We start from the raw sequence: 22,442 nt of genomic DNA, 5'->3' as shown, positions 1-22,442 counted from the left end.
ATGAAACTACTGATTGTTGAAGATGATGAACTGCTACAACGCGGGGTGGCGATGGCGCTGACCAGTGAGGGTTATGCCTGCGACTGTGCCGGTACCGCAGCACAAGCGCACAGTTTATTGCAGACCAGCCAATACAGCATGGTTATCCTCGATCTCGGCTTACCGGACCAGGATGGTACTGTATTATTGCGTCAATGGCGTCGTCAGCAGGTTACCCTGCCTGTACTCATCCTTACGGCGCGTGATGCACTTGAGGATAGAGTTGATGGGTTAGATGCCGGGGCGGACGATTACCTGATAAAACCTTTCGCCCTTGCCGAACTGCTGGCCAGGGTGCGCGCACTGATCCGCCGCTATCAGGGGCTGAGTGACAATCTGGTTGAGCAAGATGATTTGAGTCTCAACTTGTCCTCGCAACAAGTCTACTTGCAGGGGCAACCGATTGAAATTACACCAAAAGAGTTCGCAATCCTCTCACGATTGATCATGCGAGCTGGGCAAACCATCAATCGGGAATTGTTACAACAAGATCTGTATACCTGGAATGATGATCTTGGTTCCAATACGCTGGAAGTACATATCCATAATCTGCGGCGCAAGCTGGGTAAAGACAGAATCCGAACCATACGGGGTATTGGCTACCGGCTGGAATCCATATCATGATCAGTATGCGGCGGCGATTGATCCTCATGCTGGCATTGATTTTACTGGTAACCCAGTTAATCAGCGCATTTTGGTTATGGCATGAAAGCCAGGAGCAAATCAGCTTTCTGGTGGATGAAACCCTCAGTGCGAAAGTTCGTAACGAGCGGGTAGATACAGAAATAGCCGAGGCAATCGCTTCGCTGCTTGCGCCGTCGCTTATCATGATGGCCATCACGTTACTGCTCTCCTTTTGGGCCATCAGTTGGATTATTCGGCCACTCGACCAACTCCAAAAGAAGTTGTCAGAACGTTCCGCAGACAACCTCAGCCCCTTGACGATTAACAGTGACATGCAAGAGATTGTTTCTGTAACCTCAACGCTCAATCAGTTGTTGGCGCGCCTGTCCAATACCATTGCGCAAGAACGCCTGTTTACTGCCGATGCGGCTCACGAGCTTCGCACGCCTCTGGCTGGAATACGCTTGCACCTTGAATTGATGGAAAAGCAGGGAGTTGCTGAAAGTAAGTTGCTGATTAATCGTATCGACTTATTAATGCATACCATTGAGCAATTGTTGATGCTCTCCAGAGCGGGGCAAAACTTTGCCAGCGGCCTGTACCAGACCTTGGATTGGGTTGAAAATGTGATTCAGCCATTACAAGAAGAGCTGGAAGAAATGGCTGCGGTTCGCCAACAAACAATACAGTGGGAAGTGCCATCTCATGCTCAAACAGAGGGCGACGCCACCCTGCTGCGTTTGATGCTACGCAATTTGGTTGAAAATGCCCATCGCTACAGCCCGATTGGCAGCCAAATAACCATCAAACTCACCGTTAAGGATCAGCAGGTCTTGCTGCATGTTTTGGATGAAGGGCCGGGGATAAAGCCAGAACAGTCAGGCGAACTGACCCAAGCTTTCCGCCGAATGGATCAGCGCTATGGTGGCAGCGGCTTAGGGCTGAACATTGTTATTCGCATTGTTCAGTTGCATCAGGGTAAATTAATACTGGAAAATCGCCCTGACCGTAGCGGCCTACAAGCACAATGCTGGCTACCGGTAACCACACATGCCATCGTGTAAGCTATTAATAAAAAAGGGCCACCACAAATAAATGGCAGCCCTTCTCATACACAATAACCGGGAAACTTAACGTTCGTAGATAAACTCTACACCGTCATCGTCTGCTTCATCCCAATCGTCGTCATCTTCTGATTCCGCTTCGGCTTCCACTTCAGCCAGTTGTTCACGGTGGTAATCATCCCACATGAACTCAACTTTCTCTGGCTCACTTTCGACAATTGCCATCGCTTTAGGTTGGGTATTGAGGAATTTCATCACATCCCAGCACAACGCATTGACATTATCGCGATTGACTGCGGAAATCATGTAGTACTTATCTTCCCATCCCAGCGCCTCTGCAATGGCTTTAGCACGGATTTCAGCTTCTTCTGGGCCAATGATGTCAATCTTATTGAAAACAAGCCAGCGTGGCTTCTGAGCAAGATTTTCGCTGTATTGCTGTAACTCATTAATGATGATTTTGGCATTCTCAACCGGATCAGATTCATCAATTGGAGCCAAATCCACCAAATGCAACAACACGCGGCAACGTTCCAAATGTTTGAGGAAACGAATACCCAAACCTGCCCCATCTGACGCCCCTTCAATCAAACCGGGGATATCAGCAACGACAAAGCTTTGCTCATGATCCATACGAACCACACCCAGACTTGGGATCAAGGTAGTAAACGGATAATCAGCAACTTTAGGTTTAGCAGCAGAAACAGCGCGGATAAAGGTCGATTTACCGGCATTTGGCAAACCTAACATCCCAACATCAGCTAACAGCAACAGCTCAAGCATCAGTTCCCGCGTTTCACCATCAGTACCCATCGTTTTCTGGCGTGGCGCACGGTTTACCGACGACTTGAAACGGGTGTTACCTAATCCGTGGAAGCCACCTTTTGCGACCATCAAACGCTGACCGTGACGGGTCATATCACCCACAATCTCGCCGGTTCCTTGATCCAGTACGCGCGTCCCGACGGGAACTTTAATCGTGATATCCTGGCCACGTTTGCCGGTACAGTCACGGCTCTGACCATTCTGCCCACGTTCAGCACGGAAGGATTTAACAAAACGGTAATCGATCAAGGTGTTGAGGTTTTCATCAGCCAGCAGATAAATATCGCCACCGTCACCGCCATCACCGCCATCAGGCCCACCGTTGGGAATGTACTTTTCACGGCGGAAACTGACACAACCGTTACCACCGTCACCGGCTACAACCAAAATCGTAGCTTCATCTACAAACTTCATTTACTTTCTCCGTAAATCATTCACCGAGCTGCTTTTTCGGAGCAACCCGGTTTATTTCTGTCCGACGTGGCCACCAACGATGACCAATTGCGGAAAACATTGCACCTGCCACCACCACGAATGCGCCTGCATATCCCACAAGATTGAGGGACGGTGCAACAAACATATCCGGCCAGGCCAGCGCCAATAAAATTGAAAAAAACAGGGTAAACAGCGGCGTCAGAGTGACGAGTGCGCTTACCTGCGCGGCCTGCCAGCGCGCCATAGCCTCAGCCAACGCACCATAACCTACCAGGGTATTGACACCACAAAACAGCAAACAGGCGAACTGCCACCCATTTAACTGAAAAATGACGGCGGGCTTCGCCAATGGAAACAATGCAATTGCACATAAAGTATACAGCAATAATAGGATTTGTTGCGATGCCATGCGCCTTAACAGCACTTTCTGGGCCACACCATAGCTTACCCAGACCACCGCCGCACAGACACCCAATGCGACGCCAAGGGTATAGTCAGTCAGGCGGGTAAAAATTTCATGTAGGCTGGTGTTAAAAAATAGCAACAGACCACAAATCAGCATACCCGCACCAACAACCTGGGTGATACGCATCCGCTCTTTCAGAATCAATACACTGGCAACCATCATACCGACAGGTGAAAGCTGCCCTATGACCTGAGATGTCGTCGGACTAAGATACTGCAAAGATGAGCTGAAGAAGATAAAATTCCCCAGCAAGCCACAGGTCGCAACTATCAGTAATACCAGCCAGCGACGTTGGCGAAATAGTTTCAGAGAAGGTAACTGACGACGCGAAGCAAGAATAATCCCCAGGCCAATAGCCGCCATCATGAAGCGATACCAGACAATGGTAAAAGGCTCCATGACTTCAAGCACTTGCTTCATTGCGATCGGCAAAGCACCCCAGAATACGGCAGTGGTCAGTGCCAGGAAAATACCTAAACCCGCCTGCTGTTTCGTATCCATTTTTTACCCGGGTTAACCCAGAAATGTAAAAAGCCCCGCAACGAAATTGCAGGGCTTACATCTATTTGCAGGACGCGAAAAACTTACTCAGCTTCGATGCTGATAAATTTACGGTTTTTCGGGCCTTTAACTTCGAACTTGACTTTACCGTCTTTCAAAGCAAACAGAGTGTGGTCTTTGCCGCAACCTACGTCGATGCCAGCATGGAACTTAGTGCCACGTTGACGAACGATGATGCTGCCTGCCAGAACTGCTTCGCCGCCAAAGCGTTTTACGCCAAGACGTTTACTTTCGGAGTCACGACCGTTACGGGTCGAACCACCAGCCTTTTTATGTGCCATTTATCCGCTCTCCTAAAACTTAAGCGCTGATGCCAGTGATTTTGACATCAGTGAACCACTGACGATGACCTTGCTGCTTACGGTAATGCTTACGACGACGGAATTTAACAATCTTAATCTTCTCGCCACGACCGTGAGCAACTACTTCAGCCTTAACCACGCCACCGACGACTAAAGGAGCGCCGATATTGATTTCTTCACCGTTAGCAATCATCAGAACTTGGTCAAACTCAACAGCTTCACCAGTTGCGATGTCCAGCTTTTCCAAGCGAATGGTTTGACCTTCGCTTACTCGGTGTTGTTTACCACCACTTTGGAAAACCGCGTACATATAAAACTCCGCTTTCCGTGCACTCAACTTTTGTAGTCCAGAGCGCACTATAAATATTCACAATAGGGCGCGAATTCTACGCAAAAATGTTGTGAATGACAAGTATATAATCAATCCAAAAGAAGAAAAAAAGCACAGTTTCTTACATGTGATTTATTTGGTGTATTTTTCAAGTACAATCATGGTCTCAGGGAGCGCCATGTAATAATGTGAGCGGTAATCTCATCGCAGTTAAAGAGAAAAACAGCTGAATATAACAATGAACCTAGAAAAGATTATCGAGTTAACCGCGCCAGATATGGCGGCTGTAAACGCAACAATTCTCGACCAGTTGAATTCTGATGTCGTTCTTATCAATCAACTGGGCCATTACATTATCAGTGGCGGCGGGAAACGCATTCGCCCAATGATTGCCGTTTTGGTCGCCCGTGCGCTGCACTATAAAGGCAGCAAGCATATCACTGTTGCAGCATTGATTGAGTTTATCCATACCGCCACCTTGCTACATGATGATGTGGTCGATGAGTCTGATATGCGCCGTGGCAAAGCCACTGCCAATGCCGCATTCGGCAATGCCGCCAGTGTTTTGGTTGGCGACTACATCTATACCCGCTCATTCCAGATGATGACGGGCCTTGAATCACTGCGCGTTTTGACACTGATGTCTGCGGCAACCAACGTGATTGCTGAAGGTGAAGTCTTGCAGTTGATGAACTGCAATAACCCAGATATCACTGAAGAAAACTACATGCAGGTGATTTACAGTAAAACCGCCCGCTTGTTCGAAGCCGCTGCACAATCTGCCGCCGTATTAGCAGAGGCCAGTGAAGAGCAGGAGCTGGCGCTACAGAATTATGGCCGCTATCTCGGCACCGCTTTCCAGCTCATTGATGACTTGCTTGATTACAGCTCTGATGGCACCACGCTCGGTAAAAATACCGGTGATGACCTTAATGAAGGCAAGCCAACTCTGCCTCTCCTGCACGCGATGCATAACGGAACATCAGAACAGGCACTAATGATCCGACAAGCTATTGAGCAAGGTAATGGTCGCCATCTTCTTGAGCCGGTTCTGGCGGCGATGCAACAGTGTGGCTCGCTGGACTACACCCGCCAACGCGCCGAGGAAGAAGCAGATAAAGCCATTGCTGCCTTACAGATTCTCCCTGAAAGCGAATATCGCCAGGCTCTGGAAGGGCTAGCGCATATTGCAGTACAGCGCAATTTTTAAGAAAATAATTGGAGTTATTAAGAAACCCGCGCTTTACCGCCCGGGTTTACCTTTCGGGTATTAGACTAACCGCTTTATCAATGTACCGACGCCTTCCCGGAGCAAGAATGCAACGACTTGGGAACGTTCGGCATCGGTGAGTTGATTATAAGCCTCAATCCATACGGCTAAGGGATCTTGTCGCGGCAACGTATATTCCGCCGTAGTTTCTTGTAAGCGTAAAACATTCAGTACATCGGGTGGCAGCCCTTCAATTGAATATTCCACCGCCTTTCCCTGTACGCCGGTTTTACGTCTGCGCTCCCACCCTTCCTTTCTGGCTCGGCCATTCACGCCTGCCGGACTATACGGCAATCCTGCGATACCAACTAATTCAACCGCTGTGATCCATTCTTTTTTCATATATACACTCGCTCCATGAGTTGTACAGCAAGCCCCGATTGCATTGCGCAGGCAGGAACGCTAATCCTTTGTCAGTCGCTCAATCAAACTTCTTGCACCTTCACGAAAAATAAAACTTAGGATCTGTTCCCGCTCGTCTTCCGTAAAGCGATAGTAAGCTTCGACCCAGACCGCGAGAGGATCTTGCCTCGTCGTATACTGAGCGGGCTCTTCTCTGAGTTGTAATGACCCCAGTATCGTGGCTGGGAGGCTTTCAATATGATATTCAACCGCCTTCCCCTGAACTCCCCGACGCCGTCGTTGCTCCCATCCCTCACGTTTTGCCATGAGATTTATACCTTGCGGTGATGATGGTAGCCCCTCAAGACCTGCCAATTCCTTAGCGGCAAACCACTCTTTTTTCATGGTGTTGCTTCCTAATATGCGCCGTGACACAAAAAAGGAATATTTAGAAAACATTTAAAATTTTTGGGAAAATAAATGCTATGATCTTTCTAAATGGTTACTTTCTGTTCACAGTACGATTAACGATGTACCGTTATTTATATCACTAACACGCCAGCAGCTTGGAAAAAAAAAGGATTAAAGATGATTTTAAGGAAATCAGATTGGCACCCAGCCGACATCATTGCTGCACTACGTAAAAGAGGTACGACTCTGGCGGCACTGTCCAGAGAAGCAGGGTTAAGTTCATCAACGCTTGCTAATGCCTTGACTCGCCCCTGGCCAAAAGGAGAATGGCTGATTGCTGAGTATCTGGAAATTCACCCCGCCGAAATTTGGCCAACACGTTATTACGATCCGAAAACAGGGAATCTTCTTGATCGTAAAGTAAGGATACGCCCGGTTACTACGCAGGCATAAAAAAACCGCCGATAGCATGTAACGGCGGTTGATAGTGTTACCTTAGGGGCAACTTTAGCCCCTATATTAGGGCTTAGTTGACAAACTTCTCACCTAACTCGATGTCTTTGTGCAGTACATCAAGCATATTTTCCAGTGCTTGTTGCTCAAAAGCACTCAGTTTACCGATATCTTTACGTTCAGCGACACCGTTTTTACCCAGCAGAATGGGCTGAGCAAAGAAGCGGGCATACTTGCCATCACCTTCAACGTAAGAACATTCAACAACATTGCTTTCGCCTTGCAAAGCACGAACCAGAGAAAGGCCGAAACGTGCAGCAGCCTGCCCCATAGACAACGTTGCAGAGCCGCCACCGGCTTTGGCTTCAACCACTTCAGTACCTGCATTCTGAATGCGCTTGGTCAGATCAGCCACTTCTTGTTCAGTAAAGCTAACACCTGGGATTTGTGACAGTAATGGCAAAATGGTGACACCTGAATGGCCACCGATCACTGGCACTTCGATATCCTGTGGTTGCTTACCTTTTAATTCAGCAACAAAGGTGTTCGAACGGATGGTATCCAGGGTAGTGATACCGAACAGCTTGTTTTTATCATAAACACCCGCTTTTTTAAGTACTTCCGCAGCGATTGCTACGGTGGTGTTTACTGGGTTAGTAATGATGCCGATTAATGCTTTCGGGCAAGTACGCGCGATTTGCTCAACCAGATTACGAACGATACCCGCATTTACATTGAACAGGTCTGAACGATCCATGCCAGGTTTACGTGCCACACCGGCTGAAATCAGAACAATATCTGCCCCTTGTAGTGCTGGGGTAGCATCTTCGCCGCTGAAGCCTTTAATATTAACAGCGGTCGGGATATGGCTCAGATCAACCGCAACACCTGGAGTCACGGGTGCGATATCATACAATGAGAGGTCTGAACCTGAAGGAAGCTGGGTCTTGAGTAGAAGAGCGAGGGCCTGGCCGATACCGCCTGCGGCACCGAGAACTGCAACTTTCATCCTATACTCCTATTATATTTAATTTGAATTTGCCGTGAATTCATTTATTTACGCACCTTAATTTAAGGTGATTTTAAACACAATCTATTAACAGCCAGATTGAGATATCACGCATCAAAAAGGCGCATAACGTCCGTCTATTTTAGAGTAAATCGCTTATTCATTAATGATATAGCGCACATTATTCTAAAAATTACCGAGATATTCATGACAGGTTAATCGGCGGTTACATTACACCCTTCAGTTACATCAGAACAACATCATTTTAATAACATTTTTGCTACCAATAACTCATAATGATAAAAACTGATTTAGCATAATTTTAACAGTAAGATAATGTTAACATCCCACGCCACCTTGATATCAGTGCTTTTCTCAGCAATACTCCACAGTCATGTTGAATAAAAATTCATTTATATGCATAATAATCCTATTCACTATTGACTGATCAAGGCATAAAAAATGCGTAATCCCGCGAAACAAGAAGATCTTATCAAGGCGTTTAAGGCGTTATTGAAGGAAGAGAAATTCAGTTCTCAAGGTGAGATTGTTTTGGCGCTGCAAGAAGAAGGCTTTGAAAATATTAACCAATCCAAAGTGTCACGGATGCTGACAAAGTTTGGTGCCGTCAGAACGCGGAATGCCAAAATGGAGATGGTTTACTGTTTACCCGCCGAATTAGGCGTCCCTACCACCAGCAGCCCGTTGAAGAATCTGGTATTGGACGTCGACTATAATGAGTCGGTGGTTGTGATTAATACCAGCCCAGGTGCTGCACAACTGATTGCACGCCTGCTAGATTCATTAGGCAAAGCTGAAGGTATTTTGGGTAGCATTGCTGGTGATGACACCATTTTTACCACACCAGCCAGAGGCTTTACGGTTAAACAATTGCACGAGGCTATCCTCGGGTTATTTGAACAAGAGCTGTAATTGCCTCTTACATAGATAAAAACAATAGATGCGGCCTACTGTGCCGCATTATATTGATGAAGCCAGCGAATTAATCCAGTTCCGTTCCTTATTACAGCCAATTCCACGCCCCCTTCTGTCTTAATACATCAGATAACACTGCTTTTTCTCAATAATGGGTCAAATTGACCCCAGCTTTCGCACTTTTAGTTAAAAATCCCTATCCTAATGAAAAAACTCATTTTTTACCTTATAACATCATTTTTTAGCCGTTTTTTATTCCTTTTAGTTCTTAAAAAGTAGTAACGGACAATAAAGTGACCTTAAATATTATTAGTCAGCTATTAATATTTACAGTTACTAGATGTATACTCATTTCCGTGATGTAAATCACACTTACCATAAAGTGATAAATAATAAATAGAGGCAATAAAATGAAAATTAAAACTACCATCGCAACCATGAGCATTCTATCTGCACTTTCATTTGGCGTTTTTGCAGCAGATTCCATCAATGACAATCAAGCTGCTAACCTACAACCAATGGGTACGATTACTGTCAGTGGGATTAACGGCGCACCATCCGATATCAGTCAGGCGCTGTCTGATAAAGCAGATGCGATGGGTGCTAAAGCTTACAAAGTGATCGAAGTTCGTGAAGAGAATAACTGGCATGCCACTGCCAAGATCTACAAATAAGATCGAGCGTAAAAGTGAAAAGTAAATGCCCCATCCGCTGGGGCATACTTTCAATATCGATAATTTGTGCAGGGTAATGTGTTCAGTCTGTTGAAAATAAAAACTAAATAGTTATTTATAGCCGATTCGATTGAACAGAGTGCCTATCCAACCACTCGATTTACTGACCGAATAATCCCTCGTCGTCGTGTCTGACGAACCTTTTACCCCCGCAATGCGGGGGATTTTTTGTCCGAATTAATCCTGCGATTGAAGGTCTTGCTCTGCTTTCTTGCTCAAGGCCGTTAAAAGCTTGTCATGAATACCGCCAAAACCGCCATTACTCATCACGAGAATATGATCACCCGGCAATGCCGTCTTGGTAATCATATCGACTAATGTATCGATATCTGCGCTCCAATGGGCTGGTTGAATACAGGCTTCTGCAACCTCTACCACCTGCCACGGGATATGCTGCGGCTGGAACAGGAAGACTTCATCTGCACGGCCTAGCGATGGTGCTAACTCATTCTTGCACAACCCTAATTTCATGGTGTTAGAGCGTGGCTCGAGTACCGCCAAAATACGTGCAGTTCCGCCGACTTTACTGCGCAGCGCCGCCAGTGTCGCAAGAATCGCCGTAGGATGATGGGCAAAATCATCATAAACCGTGACACCATGAGCTTCACCGCGTAATTCCAAACGGCGACGGGCATTAATAAAATCCCCCAGCGCCCGACAAGCATCTGCCGGTAGCACGCCCACATGACGGGCAGCAGCAATGGCCATCAAACCGTTATGCATATTATGCTCACCCACCAATGACCAACTGACCTCGCCCACTAATTCATTGTCGAGGAACACTTCAAAGACACTGGCATCCACCGCAACTTTACGTGCAAACCAGCTGCCTGTTTCCCCCACCAGCTCTTGTTCACTCCAGCAGCCCATCGCCATCACTTGTTTCAGAGGATTGTCATTATCCGGTACGATAATTTTGCCTTTGCCCGGCACCAGACGTACCAGATGATGGAATTGCTTCTGGATTGCCTTAAGATCATCAAAAATATCCGCATGATCGAACTCAAGGTTATTCATTATCAGCGTTCTTGGGCTGTAGTGAACAAATTTAGAGCGCTTATCAAAGAAGGCGCAATCATATTCATCTGCTTCAATAACAAAGAATGGGCTATTGCCTAAACGCGCTGAAACATCGAAATTGCCCGGTACGCCGCCAATGACAAAACCGGGTTCATAACCACAGGCTTCCAGAATCCAGGTCAACATCCCCGCCGTGGTGGTTTTACCGTGAGTCCCCGCAACAGCCAATACCCAACGCTCTGGCAGCACATAGTCATGTAGCCACTGTGGGCCGGAAACATAGGGAATCCCTCGCTCCAAAACCGCTTCGACACAAGGGTTACCGCGGGTCATGGCATTACCAATAATCACTAAATCAGGTACGGGTTCCAATTGAGTGGGGTCGTATCCCTGAATCAACTCAATCCCTTGATTTTCTAGCAATGTGCTCATCGGTGGATACACGTTAGCATCCGCTCCGGTCACTTGATGCCCTAAAGAGCGGGCAAGCATCGCCAAGCCGCCCATAAAAGTGCCGCAGATACCTAATATGTGAATGCGCATAAATTTTCCGTATTAATAAGCTTCGAGTTTGTCACCATTCTACCGCTCAGAACAGAGAGAAGAAATGGAATTGCCTATGAATCATTCTTACCTTTGGGCTACACTGCTGCCATCAGATGCGTTGTTTGTTATTAACTCGATATTTAACCGTAGATTCAGGGATTGTGTCATGAAAACGTTAGGCGAATTCATCGTCGAGAAACAGCAAGACTTCTCTCACGCCACTGGCGAATTAACTTCATTACTATCAGCAATCAAACTTGGCGCAAAGATCATTCATCGCGATATCAACAAAGCCGGTCTGGTTGATATTTTAGGTGCCAGTGGTGTTTCCAATATTCAGGGCGAGGATCAGATGAAGCTGGATCTGTTCGCCAATGAAAAATTGAAAGCCGCATTGAAAGCGCGCGGCGAAGTTGCCGGTATCGCCTCAGAAGAAGAGGATAACATTGTTATCTTTGATGGCGGGCGGGCAGAAAATGCTAAGTATGTGGTTCTGATGGACCCACTAGATGGTTCTTCAAATATCGATGTGAATGTGTCCGTCGGGACTATTTTCTCAATTTATCGTCGAATCACCCCATTTGGCACACCGATTACCGAAGCTGACTTCCTGCAACCGGGAACCAAACAAGTTGCCGCAGGGTACGTCGTCTATGGCTCTTCAACCATGTTGGTTTATACCACAGGTTACGGTGTCCATGCCTTTACTTACGATCCGTCACTGGGTGTCTTCTGTTTATCCCATGAAAAAGTTCGCTATCCCGCAACCGGTTGCATGTATTCCATCAACGAAGGGAATTACATTAAATTCCCGTTAGGCGTGAAGAAATACATCAAATATTGTCAGGAGCAAGATGAAGCCACCAAGCGCCCTTATACCTCGCGCTATATTGGTTCATTGGTTGCAGACTTCCATCGTAACCTGTTGAAAGGTGGTATTTATATTTACCCAAGTACTGCCAGCCATCCGCAAGGAAAGCTGCGCTTACTGTACGAATGCAACCCGATGGCATTTTTAGCAGAACAAGCGGGCGGTAAAGCCACTGATGGGGTAAATCGCATTCTGGATATCGTGCCGGAAAAACTGCACCAGCGCGCACCGTTCTTCGTTGGAACCCAATCTATGGTTGAAGACGCGGAAGGCTTTATTGCCAAATTCCCGGATGAAGAAGCCAGCTAACTCACACTAACCTAACAGTGGCAGAGTAATACACAAGACAGTGGCCGCAAGCCGCTGTTTTTTTATGTGGCGAATTGAGAGCGCTATTCTGTCGCAGGCAAATCTCACCCTGGCGGAAATAGCGCCCCATACCGGGAAGCGCCCGAAAAATGGGAGTACTTTCAAATCGAGTTGGCTATAATAGCTAACACTCCATTTCTGGTTTGATAAAAGGAAACCGACATGAGCTTGAACAACGTCCCCGCAGGTAAAGACCTGCCAGAAGATATTTATGTGGTTATCGAAATCCCCGCTAACGCCGATCCGATAAAATACGAAATCGATAAAGAAACCGGCTGTCTGTTTGTCGACCGCTTTATGTCAACTGCCATGTTCTACCCATGCAACTACGGTTACATCAACCACACGTTGTCCTTAGATGGCGACCCGGTTGATGTGCTGGTACCAACACCGTATCCGTTGCAGCCTGGCTCCGTTATTCGCTGCCGCCCGGTTGGTGTGTTGAAAATGACCGACGAAGCGGGTGAAGATGCCAAGCTGGTTGCCGTTCCACACAGTAAACTGTCCAAAGAATACGATCACATTAAAGATGTGAACGATCTGTCTGAATTACTGAAAGCACAGATCACACATTTCTTTGAGCATTACAAAGATCTGGAAAAAGGCAAATGGGTGAAAGTTGACGGTTGGGCAGATGCCGCCGCCGCTAAAGCCGAGATTGTGGCATCTTTCGAACGTGCGAAGAATAAGTAATTTTCCGCGTTTTGCATGTCAAAAGCAGTGCCTGACGCTGCTGAGAGAATAAAAAGCAAAAAACACCGCCCACTGAGCGGTGTTTTTATTTATCAGTACGTTATGTATGCGTCTTACCCCTGAATCTTACGACTTATCGCTTTCTTCATGGCGTTTTAGCCAGTCGCCACTGTGAATACGGGGTAATCCCTCAATCGGCAGACGGTAAAGATAGATCCACGCACTGCCATAAGGTGTTGGGATCAACTCACGCCGATAATCCTTAGTGTTACTTTTTAGCTCATCTAACTCATTCATAATGGACGAGTTAATTCGATAAACTTCACAATGCACAGTGCCGTCTCCGGGGATAACCGCCGGATAATGGCCTAAGTTGTACATCTCGTAACCTTCCAGGTCATGCTCGCCCAGCAACTGGGCGTCTGTCATCCAATGACTGTTACCTTGCTTGCGCCGTAAACTACCGTAGACAATAATTCGCATTGTTAGAACTCAAACTGATAAAGCACATCTAATGCCTGATCAATACCAGACACTGCTTCCAGATACAACCTTGGCATCAACCGATAACGTAATGTTAACGTCGCCAATGAGTCAAATATACCCACACCGTATTTTACTTGCAGGTCTTTAGTGACATAGCCGCTCACGACCACTTGTGAGCTATCACCGACACCTTGTGTATCCAGCGCCAGATTACTGACACCAAAGGCTTCACCAATTTTACCCACAAGTTTGCCACTTTGCGCAACGCCCATACCCACCAGCATTGACGTCATCATACCGCTGTCTGTACCTGAATTACCCAGCCCCTGCCCACGCAGCAAGTAAGATAGCGCCTCTTGTTGTGACATGGCCGGATCCGAGAATATCTCCAGCCGCGGTGCATCCGCCATACCGGTAACGCGCACCCCAGCAGTCACGCCGTTAGCGGTGGCATCTGGGTTACGAATTGCTTCAATATTCAACAGTGGTTGATCCGGAGGGCCGGAGAACAGCAGTATCCCTTTGTTAACGATCAAGTCCTGACCATAGGCACGGAAGCTACCGGACGGAATATTGATTTGCCCGTTCAACCCCAATCCGCGCTGATCCTGCACCATTTTCAAATCACCTTGCAGGCGGGCTTTCAGGCCAAAGGCATTCAGACGCACATCGTTACCGACATGAATAACCAAGTTACTATTAATTGGAATACTAGTAGAACTAGGGTTGATCGGTTTCAGATCGTTATTCAGCATCACTTCATGCGGTGAAACACCCACTGCGCTTTCCGGCACTTCCTGCACGGTGATCCGCGCCCACGGTATATCCACAGAACCGTTAAGGGTAAATAGCTGCGGTGTCGCTTCAAAAACAATGTCCGGTGAAACATCGATGCGCACCATTGGCGGCACCGTAACCCGTAACTTGTTGCCTTTGGCGGCGATCCTGGCACGCCATGCATTGATATCACGCCAATCAGCATCACCGGCTAGGTTAAGTTGCCCTTGAGAAGTGCGGATCAAACCATCCAGAGTTGAGGTCATGCCATCAAAATTCATCACCAGACGCCCTTCGGTGATATTGAATGGCATCCAACTGCCATCAAGATCAACGTTATCCAGCGCCAGACGACCAAAGACCAATGGGTTTTTCGCATTGCCGCCTAAACGCAAATTGGCATTTAGGCTTCCGGCCGCTTTTTCGCCATCACTGAGAATCGGGTTAATCATTGCCAGCGAGATATTACTAATAGCAATATTACCGGACAAATTACGCCGCCCTTCTGGATCAGCCACCTGCACCTGGCCGGAGAACTGCCCATTATTGACCAGTTTAACCAGCCAATCCGCACGCACCTGCCCGTTAGCCAAACCACCGTTCAGGTTCAGTGTTTCAAAGGCGATTGGCAGCGTATTCCCCTGCACCACTTGCTGCACTTTGACGCCGTTACCACTGAGTGATACCCGCGCATCCGGTAAGCTGCCGCCGGCCTTCCAACTGACATCCGCCCGCCCGGTGAAGACACCGCTCAGTGTGGTATCCGGGCCAAGGAACGGTTTGATCATCGCTAAATCAAAACGATTGAGCACCACACTCGCCTGCCCACTCGGGCCAGCTTCGATTGCTCGTGGTACACAAAGCTCGGCATTTGGGTTGAGCCAGCAATGTGGGCCAATGGTTATCCGCTGTGCCGCGTCCTGATAATCCAGTGCGATGGCACGGCTTAAGCGCCATTCACCGACCGGCGTGTCGAAACGTGTATTATTCAGATTACCGCGCCAGCGCTGTTGCTGCCGGTCAAAACTGCCATCCAATGCCAACTGGCCAGAAAGCGGTTCGCCCTGCATATTTAGCCGTAATTGATGCTGTTTTTCACTGCCGCGGGCATCCAGTGTCAGCAAACTGACGACCAAGTCTGCTTGTTTGAGTTGCTCGACCCGAACGGCTAACTGCCCCTGAATTTGATCAGTTGAACGAACATCGCCATCGACCTTAATGCGATTAATGGTCAATTCTTGCCATTGCAGGCGATTAGCTGTCAAGTCAGCCAACAGTTGCGGTGCTTTGAGGTTACCGCGTAATTTCAGTGCCCCTTTCACCACACCACCTAACCCTGGCAGCGCACCATCAAGCTGAGGCGCATCAATATTGGCATCTAACTGCCAGTGGTCGTTAAGATCACCTTTCACATCCAGCCGGTTGCGGCCCAATGCCAGATTGATGCCAGGAATATGCCATTGACCAGCAGCGTTCCCCGTCAATGAGCCACGCGCCGTCACACGGTTCTGTTTTACATTGCCGTCCAGCGTCAACTCTGGCACCTGTAATTGCCAACTGCCACCGTGGAGACTGCCGCGGGTGACAATCTTGCCATCCAGTTTAGCCGGCCAGTCCGGCCACTGTTTGGCGGTATTAATACCCGATAAGGTTAATACCGAGTTCCAACTGACCGCTTTGCTCCAATCCACCACACCGGTCAAATCAGTATTGCCTTGCAGCGCGGCCAGTCGTAAACGTGTCAGACTAAATTGCTCAACATTGCCTTTACCATCCAATGTGAACAGTGCGGGTGGCAAATCAGTGCCGTTGAAATCAGAACGGATTGAGAGTGCATAATCTGTCGCCTGCCCGTTGAGACGCATTCTGAGATGATTGATTTGATATTGCGGCTCACCGGCGAGCGGCCAGCGTAATTGCTTACTTTGCAAGGTTAAAGCCAGTGGCAACCCCGCTTGCGCCAGCGAGGTTTGCGCATCCAGTTGGACGCTGACTGGCCCGGATAGATTCAGCGCAACCGTGAGTTGATCCCGCAGCTCACCACCGATCGTCAGTTTGATCTTTTCGCCTTTCAGTGGCTCTATATTTAGCGCGCTATTAATCACCATATCCAGCGGCCACTTATCGGCCAGCGTCGCCTCACCATGCGCTGATAGCCCGCCCTGTGGCGATTTAATCTCCAGCGCATCCAATTTTATGTGGTTTTCTTGGGTGCTGGCTTGCAGTAACAGGCTGTTAATAAGGACATCTGTATCGCCGGTCAGCCGGAGTTGCTGCCCGGCGATCGATTTAATCTGTAAATCCAACGGTAAGCCGAAGTCGGGTAACTCAGGCAGCAGTGGTTTGGCAAACAGCGCTTTTAAGGTTTCGCCCAGCGGGGGGTCCACTTCTGCCGGTGCAATAGCCTGTTGTTCCACCGCTTCTTTAGCTGCGATTGCTGTTTCGACTACCGGCTTGGCCGCATCAGGAATGATAGCAGGAACCGTTTTAGGTAATGCTATCAGTAAGCCACTGATTTTGGTCGGCATTAGCGCTAGCGCCCGCTGCTGCCAGTGTGCGCCGGTACGCAATTCATCCAACGAGATAGCCGTGTCATCAATGGTGACTTTCACATTATTCAGCGACAGCAAACGCAAAGTAATAGGATACGGAGTACTTAGCTCTCCCATTGGCTCCGTGCTGGCTGGGGTTTCTGCCGCTGGCGGCAGGGATTTGGTATCCACCACCACATCAACATCTTGCGCGGTCAGCGCATTAACACACAACTCGCTGCGTTTCAGACAAGAGAGTTGCAACGACAGATGAAACTGACCCGCTTTGACGGTGACGCCCGGCATTTGATACTGAATGCCCTTTAACGTGAGATCACGCCAACCGCCGCTAACACTGGCAATATCCAGGCCGGGCACCCAACGGGCGGCACTGTTGATCAGAAAATGCAAACCACTGGTGGTTCCAACCAGGCCCGCCATAGCGCCGACCAGCAGCAGGATAATGAGCAGAAAGGCGATACTGAGCCTCTTGACCCACCTCAGTCTCTTTACCGACGTCATAGTTCAGGCCCCAAACCGATGTAAAATTGCACGCCATGCGCTTCGTTATCACCAATGGGTTTGGCGATATCCAGCTTGATCGGGCCGACAGGAGAGGACCAACGAACGCCAACCCCGGCACCGGTTTTGAAATCACTCTTGCGAATATCATTAACCGCTTCGCCCGAATCGATAAATACCGCCCCCCACCAGCGGCCCGTGACGTTATATTGATATTCCAGCGTACCGGTTGCCAGCTTGGAAGCACCGGTAAGTTTGCCCTCGCTGTCGCGTGGCGAAATATCACGGAATTTATAGCCGCGAATACTGCGGTCACCACCGGCAAAGAAGCGCAGTGATGGCGGTACCCGGTTGAAATCATTGGTTTCTATCCAGCCGAGATTGCCGCGTACCACAAAACGATTTTTCTCACCGAGAGTCCGTATCCACACGTTTTGCGCCTGGAATATTCCGAAATCCACATCAGATCCCCATGTGGTATCAGACCAATCAATGGAATAGTTTTGGCTATCACCCCAAACCGGCATTGCGCCACCACGCTGACGGGTTCGGCTAATATTCACCCCCGGATACAGCAGCATGGTGGTGTCGGTGATACTGCCTTGGGTAAAGTGATCGAGGCTCCAGCGCAGGTTAACCGAGCGCTTCCAGCCACTGGAGAGATCCCAGAACCGGGCCACGTTCAAGGTGGTGGTATCAGATTTAGTGTCATTCAGGTCAGTACGTTTAAACCCGCCCTGTAGCAGATAATATTGTTCCAACGGATTTTTCAGCAAAGGTATGCGGTAGCTGAAATCCAGCGTCTGCTCGGGTGCTGAAAGGGTGGTACTGGTGGTCAGGCTGTGCCCGTAGGAGTTCATCCAGGGTTTACGCCAACTGGCAGTTAGCCGTGGCCCGACATCAGTGGCATAGCCGCCCCCCAGTTCGACTGTATTTTCTGTGCGCGGGGTGACGACCGCATCGAGTGGCAGCATTTTAGTCTTTTTGGCATCGCGAAAATCGGGCGAAACCACCACAGAGTTAAACCAGTTGGTGGCAGACAGGCGGCGGTTCAACTCAGCCAATTCATCGGAGGTATACAACTCGCCTTCATGAAATGGCACTAAATTTTGCAGGAAATCCTCACGGATCTGCGAGCCTTGGAAATTCACTTTGCCGAAACGGTAACGCTCACCACTGTCAAAATCGATATCCCAGAAAGCCTTACGCAGCTCTGCGGCGACACCTAACTGACTTTTAATCATATTGGCGTCGAAGTAACCACGGCGCAGCGCCAGGTTAGTCAGCGAACTGGTAAAATCATCAAAATCGCCGTGATTGAGGATAGAGCCAATCTTCGGGGTATCGCGGCGTACCAGCGCCAGATAGTCAGGATCGGTCTTCGCCCCGCCTTGCAGAACGATATCCACACCCGCAATCAATACTGGTTCACCGGGAACAACATTAGCAATAAGCACCGAACGGGCCGGAGCTGGGCGTTCCTGCAAATCAAAGGTAATGGTTGGGTCGTAATACCCTAAAGCACGCAGCCCTTGGCGGATAGCTTCATCGACCCTTGAACGAAAACGGCCATCAGCCGTAATTTCATCAGTACCTATCGTTGATAAACGCGCCCTGACGTTTCTCTCTAAATCCCCGCTAAGACCTTCAACCTGCAACCGGATATTGGCAGCAAAGGCGATAGGCGTGGCGAGCAATACACACAAAAAACACAGAATAGGGTATCGTGGCACGCGTACTCCTAATTAATTTTATCCCTGCCATCTTTCAAGTTGCAGATGTGTTGGCTGCTCGCGCTTGCCGCCTTCTGCCCCTTGGAATCTATTGGGTCTACGTTCCTGTAAAAACACTCAAACGGTGAGTAGAAGAAAAGTGGCATCATTCACACAATTTTCTATCAACTGTCATCCCGTGTTCAACGGCCGATTTCAGCCTGTTAATCCTAAAATTTCGCGTTAAGCCGCTACATTAACGCAGAATACGTCTTATTGTGTGCAAACTCGCAATCAGATACAACTGTCTATGGTGATTCACTGTAAACATCCTGTTATCGATTTACTGTAAATAGCATATCCACTGTAAACATCGGAGAATATTTTGGTGCAAAATTATGACAAAAATGCCGTCATTGATGCGGCTAATGCCTTAGCGGGGCGAGTGACCCCGATGCCAGTGGCAAATCTCCATGTGGTGAATGGTCATTCCATGACCCATATCCCTGAAGGGATGGAAGTTGCTATCGTCGCAATGGGCTGCTTCTGGGGTGTTGAGCGCTTATTCTGGCAACTCCCAGGCGTCTACAGCACCGCCGCAGGCTACTGTGGCGGTTACACACCGAACCCAACCTACCACGAAGTCTGTAGTGGCCGTACCGGGCACACCGAGGCGGTACGCGTGGTTTTTGATCCGACCATCATCTGTTATAAGCAACTATTGCAGGTTTTCTGGGAAAATCACGATCCCGCGCAAGGGATGCGTCAGGGGGGGGATGTTGGCACACAATATCGTTCAGCTATTTATGTTTTAACGCCAGAACAGGAAGCGCAAGCCACAGAGAGCAAGCATGTGTTCCAGCAGGCAATGGAACAGGCGGGGGATCAGCGGGTGATTACCAGTGAGATTGCTGTAGCCCTGCCGTTCTACTATGCCGAAGATGACCATCAGCAATATCTGTATAAAAACCCGCATGGATATTGTGGCTTAGGTGGAATCGGTGTTTGTATGCCGCCGAATTTGTAACACTTACGGCGCGTGCACTGCTGCTGCGTACCCCGATTGGCTAGAGTAACGGGTAGGCAGCGGCCAAGGAGAGGCGCGTGGATGGGCAGAGCAACGAACGTAACTAACACCGCTGCAACTTAAAGTAAGACAGGTTATACTATCCAGGCTGTTCACTCAGCTCGATAACGGCTTTCTGCCGTTCTCTTGAATTCTAGATTTAAAAAACAGTATGGCCCTTCCTTACGATCGCCGACACTGTCGTCGGTACGACACGGACAGATTATGTTAAACAGTATTTTACTGATTCTTTTTTTAATCGCGGTAAGCGCTTTCTTCTCGTTATCAGAGATTTCATTGGCAGCTTCGCGTAAAATTAAACTAAAAATTTTGGCAGATGATGGCGATATCAACGCCTTACGGGTTCTTAAGCTGCAAGAGACCCCTGGAATATTCTTCACCGTGGTACAAATTGGCCTGAATGCTGTTGCCATATTGGGGGGTATTGTCGGTGATGCCGCCTTCTCTCCTTCGTTCAAATTGGTTTTTGAACGTGTTATGTCACCGGAACTTGCCGATCAAGTGAGTTTCATCTGTTCGTTCGTGTTGGTGACCAGCTTATTTATTTTGTTTGCTGACTTAACCCCGAAACGCATCGGTATGATTTCACCTGAGGCGGTTGCCGTGCGGATCGTCAACCCGATGCGCTTCTGTCTAATGATTTGCCGCCCGTTAGTTTGGTTCTTCAATGGAATGGCAAATCTGATCTTCCGCTTATTTAAACTACCAATGGTGCGTAATGATGACATCACCTCAGATGATATCTATGCCGTGGTAGAAGCCGGTGCCTTGGCTGGGGTACTTCGTAAGCAAGAGCATGAATTGATTGAAAACGTGTTCGAACTGGAGTCACGCACCGTTCCTTCCTCAATGACCTCGCGTGAAAGCGTGATCTATTTCGATTTGCGGGAAAGTGAAGACAGTATTAAAGAGAAGATTTCGACCCACCCACATTCGAAATTCCTGGTATGCGATGGCCATATCGATCAAGTGGTGGGTTATGTTGACTCTAAGGACTTGCTTAACCGAGTGCTCGGTAATCAAAGCCTGGTCTTGAGCAGCGGTGTGCAAATCCGCTCTGCCCTGATTGTGCCAGATACCCTAACCCTCTCTGAGGCGCTGGAAAGCTTTAAAACCGCCGGTGAAGACTTTGCTGTTATCCTCAACGAATATGCTCTAGTGGTTGGTATAATCACCCTGAATGACGTAATGACCACCCTGATGGGGGATTTAGTCGGTCAAGGCCAGGAAGAGCAAATTGTCGCCCGCGATGAAAGCTCATGGCTGATTGAGGGTGGCACGCCGATTGAAGATGTCATGCGCGTGCTGCATATCGACGAATTCCCGCAGTCAGGCAATTATGAAACCATCGGCGGTTTTATGATGTATATGCTGCGTAAAATTCCGAAACGGACTGATTTCGTTAAATATGCCGGTTACAAGTTTGAAGTCGTGGATATCGACAGCTACAAGATAGACCAGCTACTGGTAACCAAACTCAGTGACCTGCCTGCCCCGATCCTGCCAAAAGCGCCATATGAAAGCAGTGATGCATAGTGATGGTTTGAACCAGTAATGATATAACTCATTGGCGGCCCACCCTTTTTTTGGTGGGCCGCTGTTTTTCTCCGCATAACGCCTGCCGACGTAATAATGATATTTAATTGCACAGCATATGGTTATTCATAATAAATTCTCGGTCAGCACATCGGGGGTCCATCCCCATAGGAAGCCCATCCCCTGCGGGTGCGATACCCACCGATGCTGTTGCACCAATAGCGGTGCCAATCCCCATACCTAAAGCCCCGCCCATCACACCGATAGGCCCGGCGGGAATGCCCATAATCGCCCCCACAATAGCGGCGGTTCCTACTGCATTAGGCAATGTAGCGGGAGCACCATCCCCCCCCACCACCAAATTAGCCTGTACTGAATTAAGCTCTTCCATATATATTCTCCATAAATAAGTAATTAATATATTTTATTTCCATTTCTTCATATTAAGGAAAAAGCCAACGATAGATCTAAAACCAAAAAAGGATATTAC

22 protein-coding genes are annotated in these 22,442 nt (G+C 48.4%); 10 read left to right on the top strand and 12 right to left on the bottom strand.

The window, feature by feature from the left end; all coding sequences use genetic code 11:
* Both pmrA and pmrB read left to right on the top strand, forming a co-directional pair.
* Entirely contained in the window at positions 1-663 is a 663-nt protein-coding gene (pmrA, locus tag AT01_RS14560; protein WP_042547629.1) for a two-component system response regulator PmrA, read from the top strand.
* A complete protein-coding gene (gene pmrB, locus AT01_RS14555) occupies positions 660-1,727 on the top strand; it encodes a two-component system sensor histidine kinase PmrB (RefSeq protein WP_042547628.1) in 1,068 nt (355 codons plus the stop codon). Before pmrA ends, pmrB begins: the two co-directional genes overlap by 4 nt.
* A 66-nt stretch (positions 1,728-1,793) precedes the next feature.
* Here the strand turns inward: pmrB and cgtA are convergent, their stop codons facing one another.
* The 4 genes from cgtA to rplU all read right to left on the bottom strand — a co-directional run bounded on the left by cgtA (position 1,794) and on the right by rplU (position 4,626).
* A complete protein-coding gene (cgtA, locus tag AT01_RS14550; protein ID WP_004699902.1) occupies positions 1,794-2,966 on the bottom strand; it encodes an Obg family GTPase CgtA in 1,173 nt (390 codons plus the stop codon).
* Between the two features lie 16 nt (positions 2,967-2,982).
* Positions 2,983-3,954, bottom strand: coding sequence for a DMT family transporter (locus AT01_RS14545; RefSeq protein WP_042547627.1), 972 nt, complete (start codon positions 3,952-3,954; stop codon positions 2,983-2,985).
* An 83-nt stretch (positions 3,955-4,037) separates the two neighbouring features.
* Complete coding sequence (rpmA, locus tag AT01_RS14540; RefSeq protein WP_004699897.1) at positions 4,038-4,295, bottom strand: 50S ribosomal protein L27; 258 nt, start codon at positions 4,293-4,295, stop codon at positions 4,038-4,040.
* Between the two features lie 19 nt (positions 4,296-4,314).
* Positions 4,315-4,626, bottom strand: a complete 312-nt coding sequence (gene rplU, locus AT01_RS14535; protein ID WP_004699896.1) for a 50S ribosomal protein L21 — start codon at positions 4,624-4,626, stop codon at positions 4,315-4,317.
* 259 nt (positions 4,627-4,885) lie between these two features.
* Between rplU and ispB the strand changes: the two genes are divergently transcribed.
* On the top strand, positions 4,886-5,857 hold the full coding sequence (gene ispB / locus AT01_RS14530) for an octaprenyl diphosphate synthase (protein ID WP_042547626.1): 972 nt from the start codon (positions 4,886-4,888) through the stop codon (positions 5,855-5,857).
* Between the two features lie 60 nt (positions 5,858-5,917).
* On the opposite strand, the gene AT01_RS14525 is transcribed toward ispB, so the two are convergent.
* Together AT01_RS14525 and AT01_RS14520 are read right to left on the bottom strand one after the other, a co-directional pair.
* Entirely contained in the window at positions 5,918-6,259 is a 342-nt protein-coding gene (locus AT01_RS14525; protein ID WP_042547625.1) for a DNA-binding protein, read from the bottom strand.
* Positions 6,260-6,319: 60 nt separating this feature from the next.
* Complete coding sequence (locus AT01_RS14520; protein WP_042547624.1) at positions 6,320-6,664, bottom strand: DNA-binding protein; 345 nt, start codon at positions 6,662-6,664, stop codon at positions 6,320-6,322.
* 183 nt (positions 6,665-6,847) lie between these two features.
* On the opposite strand from AT01_RS14520, the gene AT01_RS14515 reads away from it, so the two are divergent.
* On the top strand, positions 6,848-7,123 hold the full coding sequence (locus tag AT01_RS14515; RefSeq protein ID WP_042547623.1) for a helix-turn-helix domain-containing protein: 276 nt from the start codon (positions 6,848-6,850) through the stop codon (positions 7,121-7,123).
* A 73-nt stretch (positions 7,124-7,196) separates the two neighbouring features.
* Here the strand turns inward: AT01_RS14515 and mdh are convergent, their stop codons facing one another.
* Positions 7,197-8,132 (bottom strand): malate dehydrogenase, encoded by a 936-nt coding sequence (mdh, locus tag AT01_RS14510; protein ID WP_004699887.1) that lies wholly within the window; start codon positions 8,130-8,132, stop codon positions 7,197-7,199.
* 462 nt (positions 8,133-8,594) lie between these two features.
* Between mdh and argR the strand changes: the two genes are divergently transcribed.
* Entirely contained in the window at positions 8,595-9,065 is a 471-nt protein-coding gene (argR, locus tag AT01_RS14505; RefSeq protein ID WP_004699884.1) for a transcriptional regulator ArgR, read from the top strand.
* A gap of 413 nt (positions 9,066-9,478) precedes the next feature.
* Positions 9,479-9,742: a peroxide/acid stress response protein YhcN gene (yhcN, locus tag AT01_RS14500; RefSeq protein WP_004699883.1), complete on the top strand. Its 264-nt coding sequence runs from the start codon at positions 9,479-9,481 to the stop codon at positions 9,740-9,742.
* A 237-nt stretch (positions 9,743-9,979) separates the two neighbouring features.
* Here yhcN and mpl read toward each other — a convergent pair whose 3' ends face one another.
* On the bottom strand, positions 9,980-11,365 hold the full coding sequence (mpl, locus tag AT01_RS14495; protein WP_004699881.1) for a UDP-N-acetylmuramate:L-alanyl-gamma-D-glutamyl-meso-diaminopimelate ligase: 1,386 nt from the start codon (positions 11,363-11,365) through the stop codon (positions 9,980-9,982).
* Between the two features lie 169 nt (positions 11,366-11,534).
* Here mpl and fbp point away from each other — a divergent pair, with 169 nt between their 5' ends.
* On the top strand, positions 11,535-12,548 hold the full coding sequence (gene fbp, locus AT01_RS14490; protein ID WP_042547622.1) for a class 1 fructose-bisphosphatase: 1,014 nt from the start codon (positions 11,535-11,537) through the stop codon (positions 12,546-12,548).
* A gap of 222 nt (positions 12,549-12,770) precedes the next feature.
* Positions 12,771-13,301: an inorganic diphosphatase gene (gene ppa, locus AT01_RS14485; protein ID WP_004699876.1), complete on the top strand. Its 531-nt coding sequence runs from the start codon at positions 12,771-12,773 to the stop codon at positions 13,299-13,301.
* 126 nt (positions 13,302-13,427) lie between these two features.
* Here the strand turns inward: ppa and AT01_RS14480 are convergent, their stop codons facing one another.
* From AT01_RS14480 to tamA, 3 genes are read right to left on the bottom strand one after another with little or no spacing between them, the layout of a single operon-like run.
* Positions 13,428-13,784: a gamma-glutamylcyclotransferase family protein gene (locus tag AT01_RS14480; RefSeq protein ID WP_042547621.1), complete on the bottom strand. Its 357-nt coding sequence runs from the start codon at positions 13,782-13,784 to the stop codon at positions 13,428-13,430.
* A gap of 2 nt (positions 13,785-13,786) precedes the next feature.
* Entirely contained in the window at positions 13,787-17,617 is a 3,831-nt protein-coding gene (gene tamB, locus AT01_RS14475) for an autotransporter assembly complex protein TamB (RefSeq protein WP_042547620.1), read from the bottom strand.
* Positions 17,614-19,350, bottom strand: coding sequence for an autotransporter assembly complex protein TamA (gene tamA, locus AT01_RS14470; protein WP_042547619.1), 1,737 nt, complete (start codon positions 19,348-19,350; stop codon positions 17,614-17,616). Before tamA ends, tamB begins: the two co-directional genes overlap by 4 nt.
* A 367-nt stretch (positions 19,351-19,717) precedes the next feature.
* On the opposite strand from tamA, the gene msrA reads away from it, so the two are divergent.
* Together msrA and AT01_RS14460 are read left to right on the top strand one after the other, a co-directional pair.
* Positions 19,718-20,356, top strand: a complete 639-nt coding sequence (msrA, locus tag AT01_RS14465) for a peptide-methionine (S)-S-oxide reductase MsrA (protein WP_082039621.1) — start codon at positions 19,718-19,720, stop codon at positions 20,354-20,356.
* Positions 20,357-20,620: 264 nt separating this feature from the next.
* Positions 20,621-21,952, top strand: a complete 1,332-nt coding sequence (locus AT01_RS14460) for a hemolysin family protein (RefSeq protein WP_004699866.1) — start codon at positions 20,621-20,623, stop codon at positions 21,950-21,952.
* A gap of 103 nt (positions 21,953-22,055) precedes the next feature.
* On the opposite strand, the gene AT01_RS22605 is transcribed toward AT01_RS14460, so the two are convergent.
* Positions 22,056-22,343 (bottom strand): hypothetical protein, encoded by a 288-nt coding sequence (locus tag AT01_RS22605; protein WP_071841529.1) that lies wholly within the window; start codon positions 22,341-22,343, stop codon positions 22,056-22,058.
* Positions 22,344-22,442 lie beyond the last annotated feature (99 nt).

The organism is Yersinia aldovae 670-83 (genome assembly GCF_000834395.1).
GTDB classification, from domain to species: Bacteria; Pseudomonadota; Gammaproteobacteria; order Enterobacterales; family Enterobacteriaceae; genus Yersinia; species Yersinia aldovae.
The sequence above is the reverse complement of the archived record's forward strand: the minus strand, read 5'-3'. Positions and strand labels throughout refer to the sequence as shown.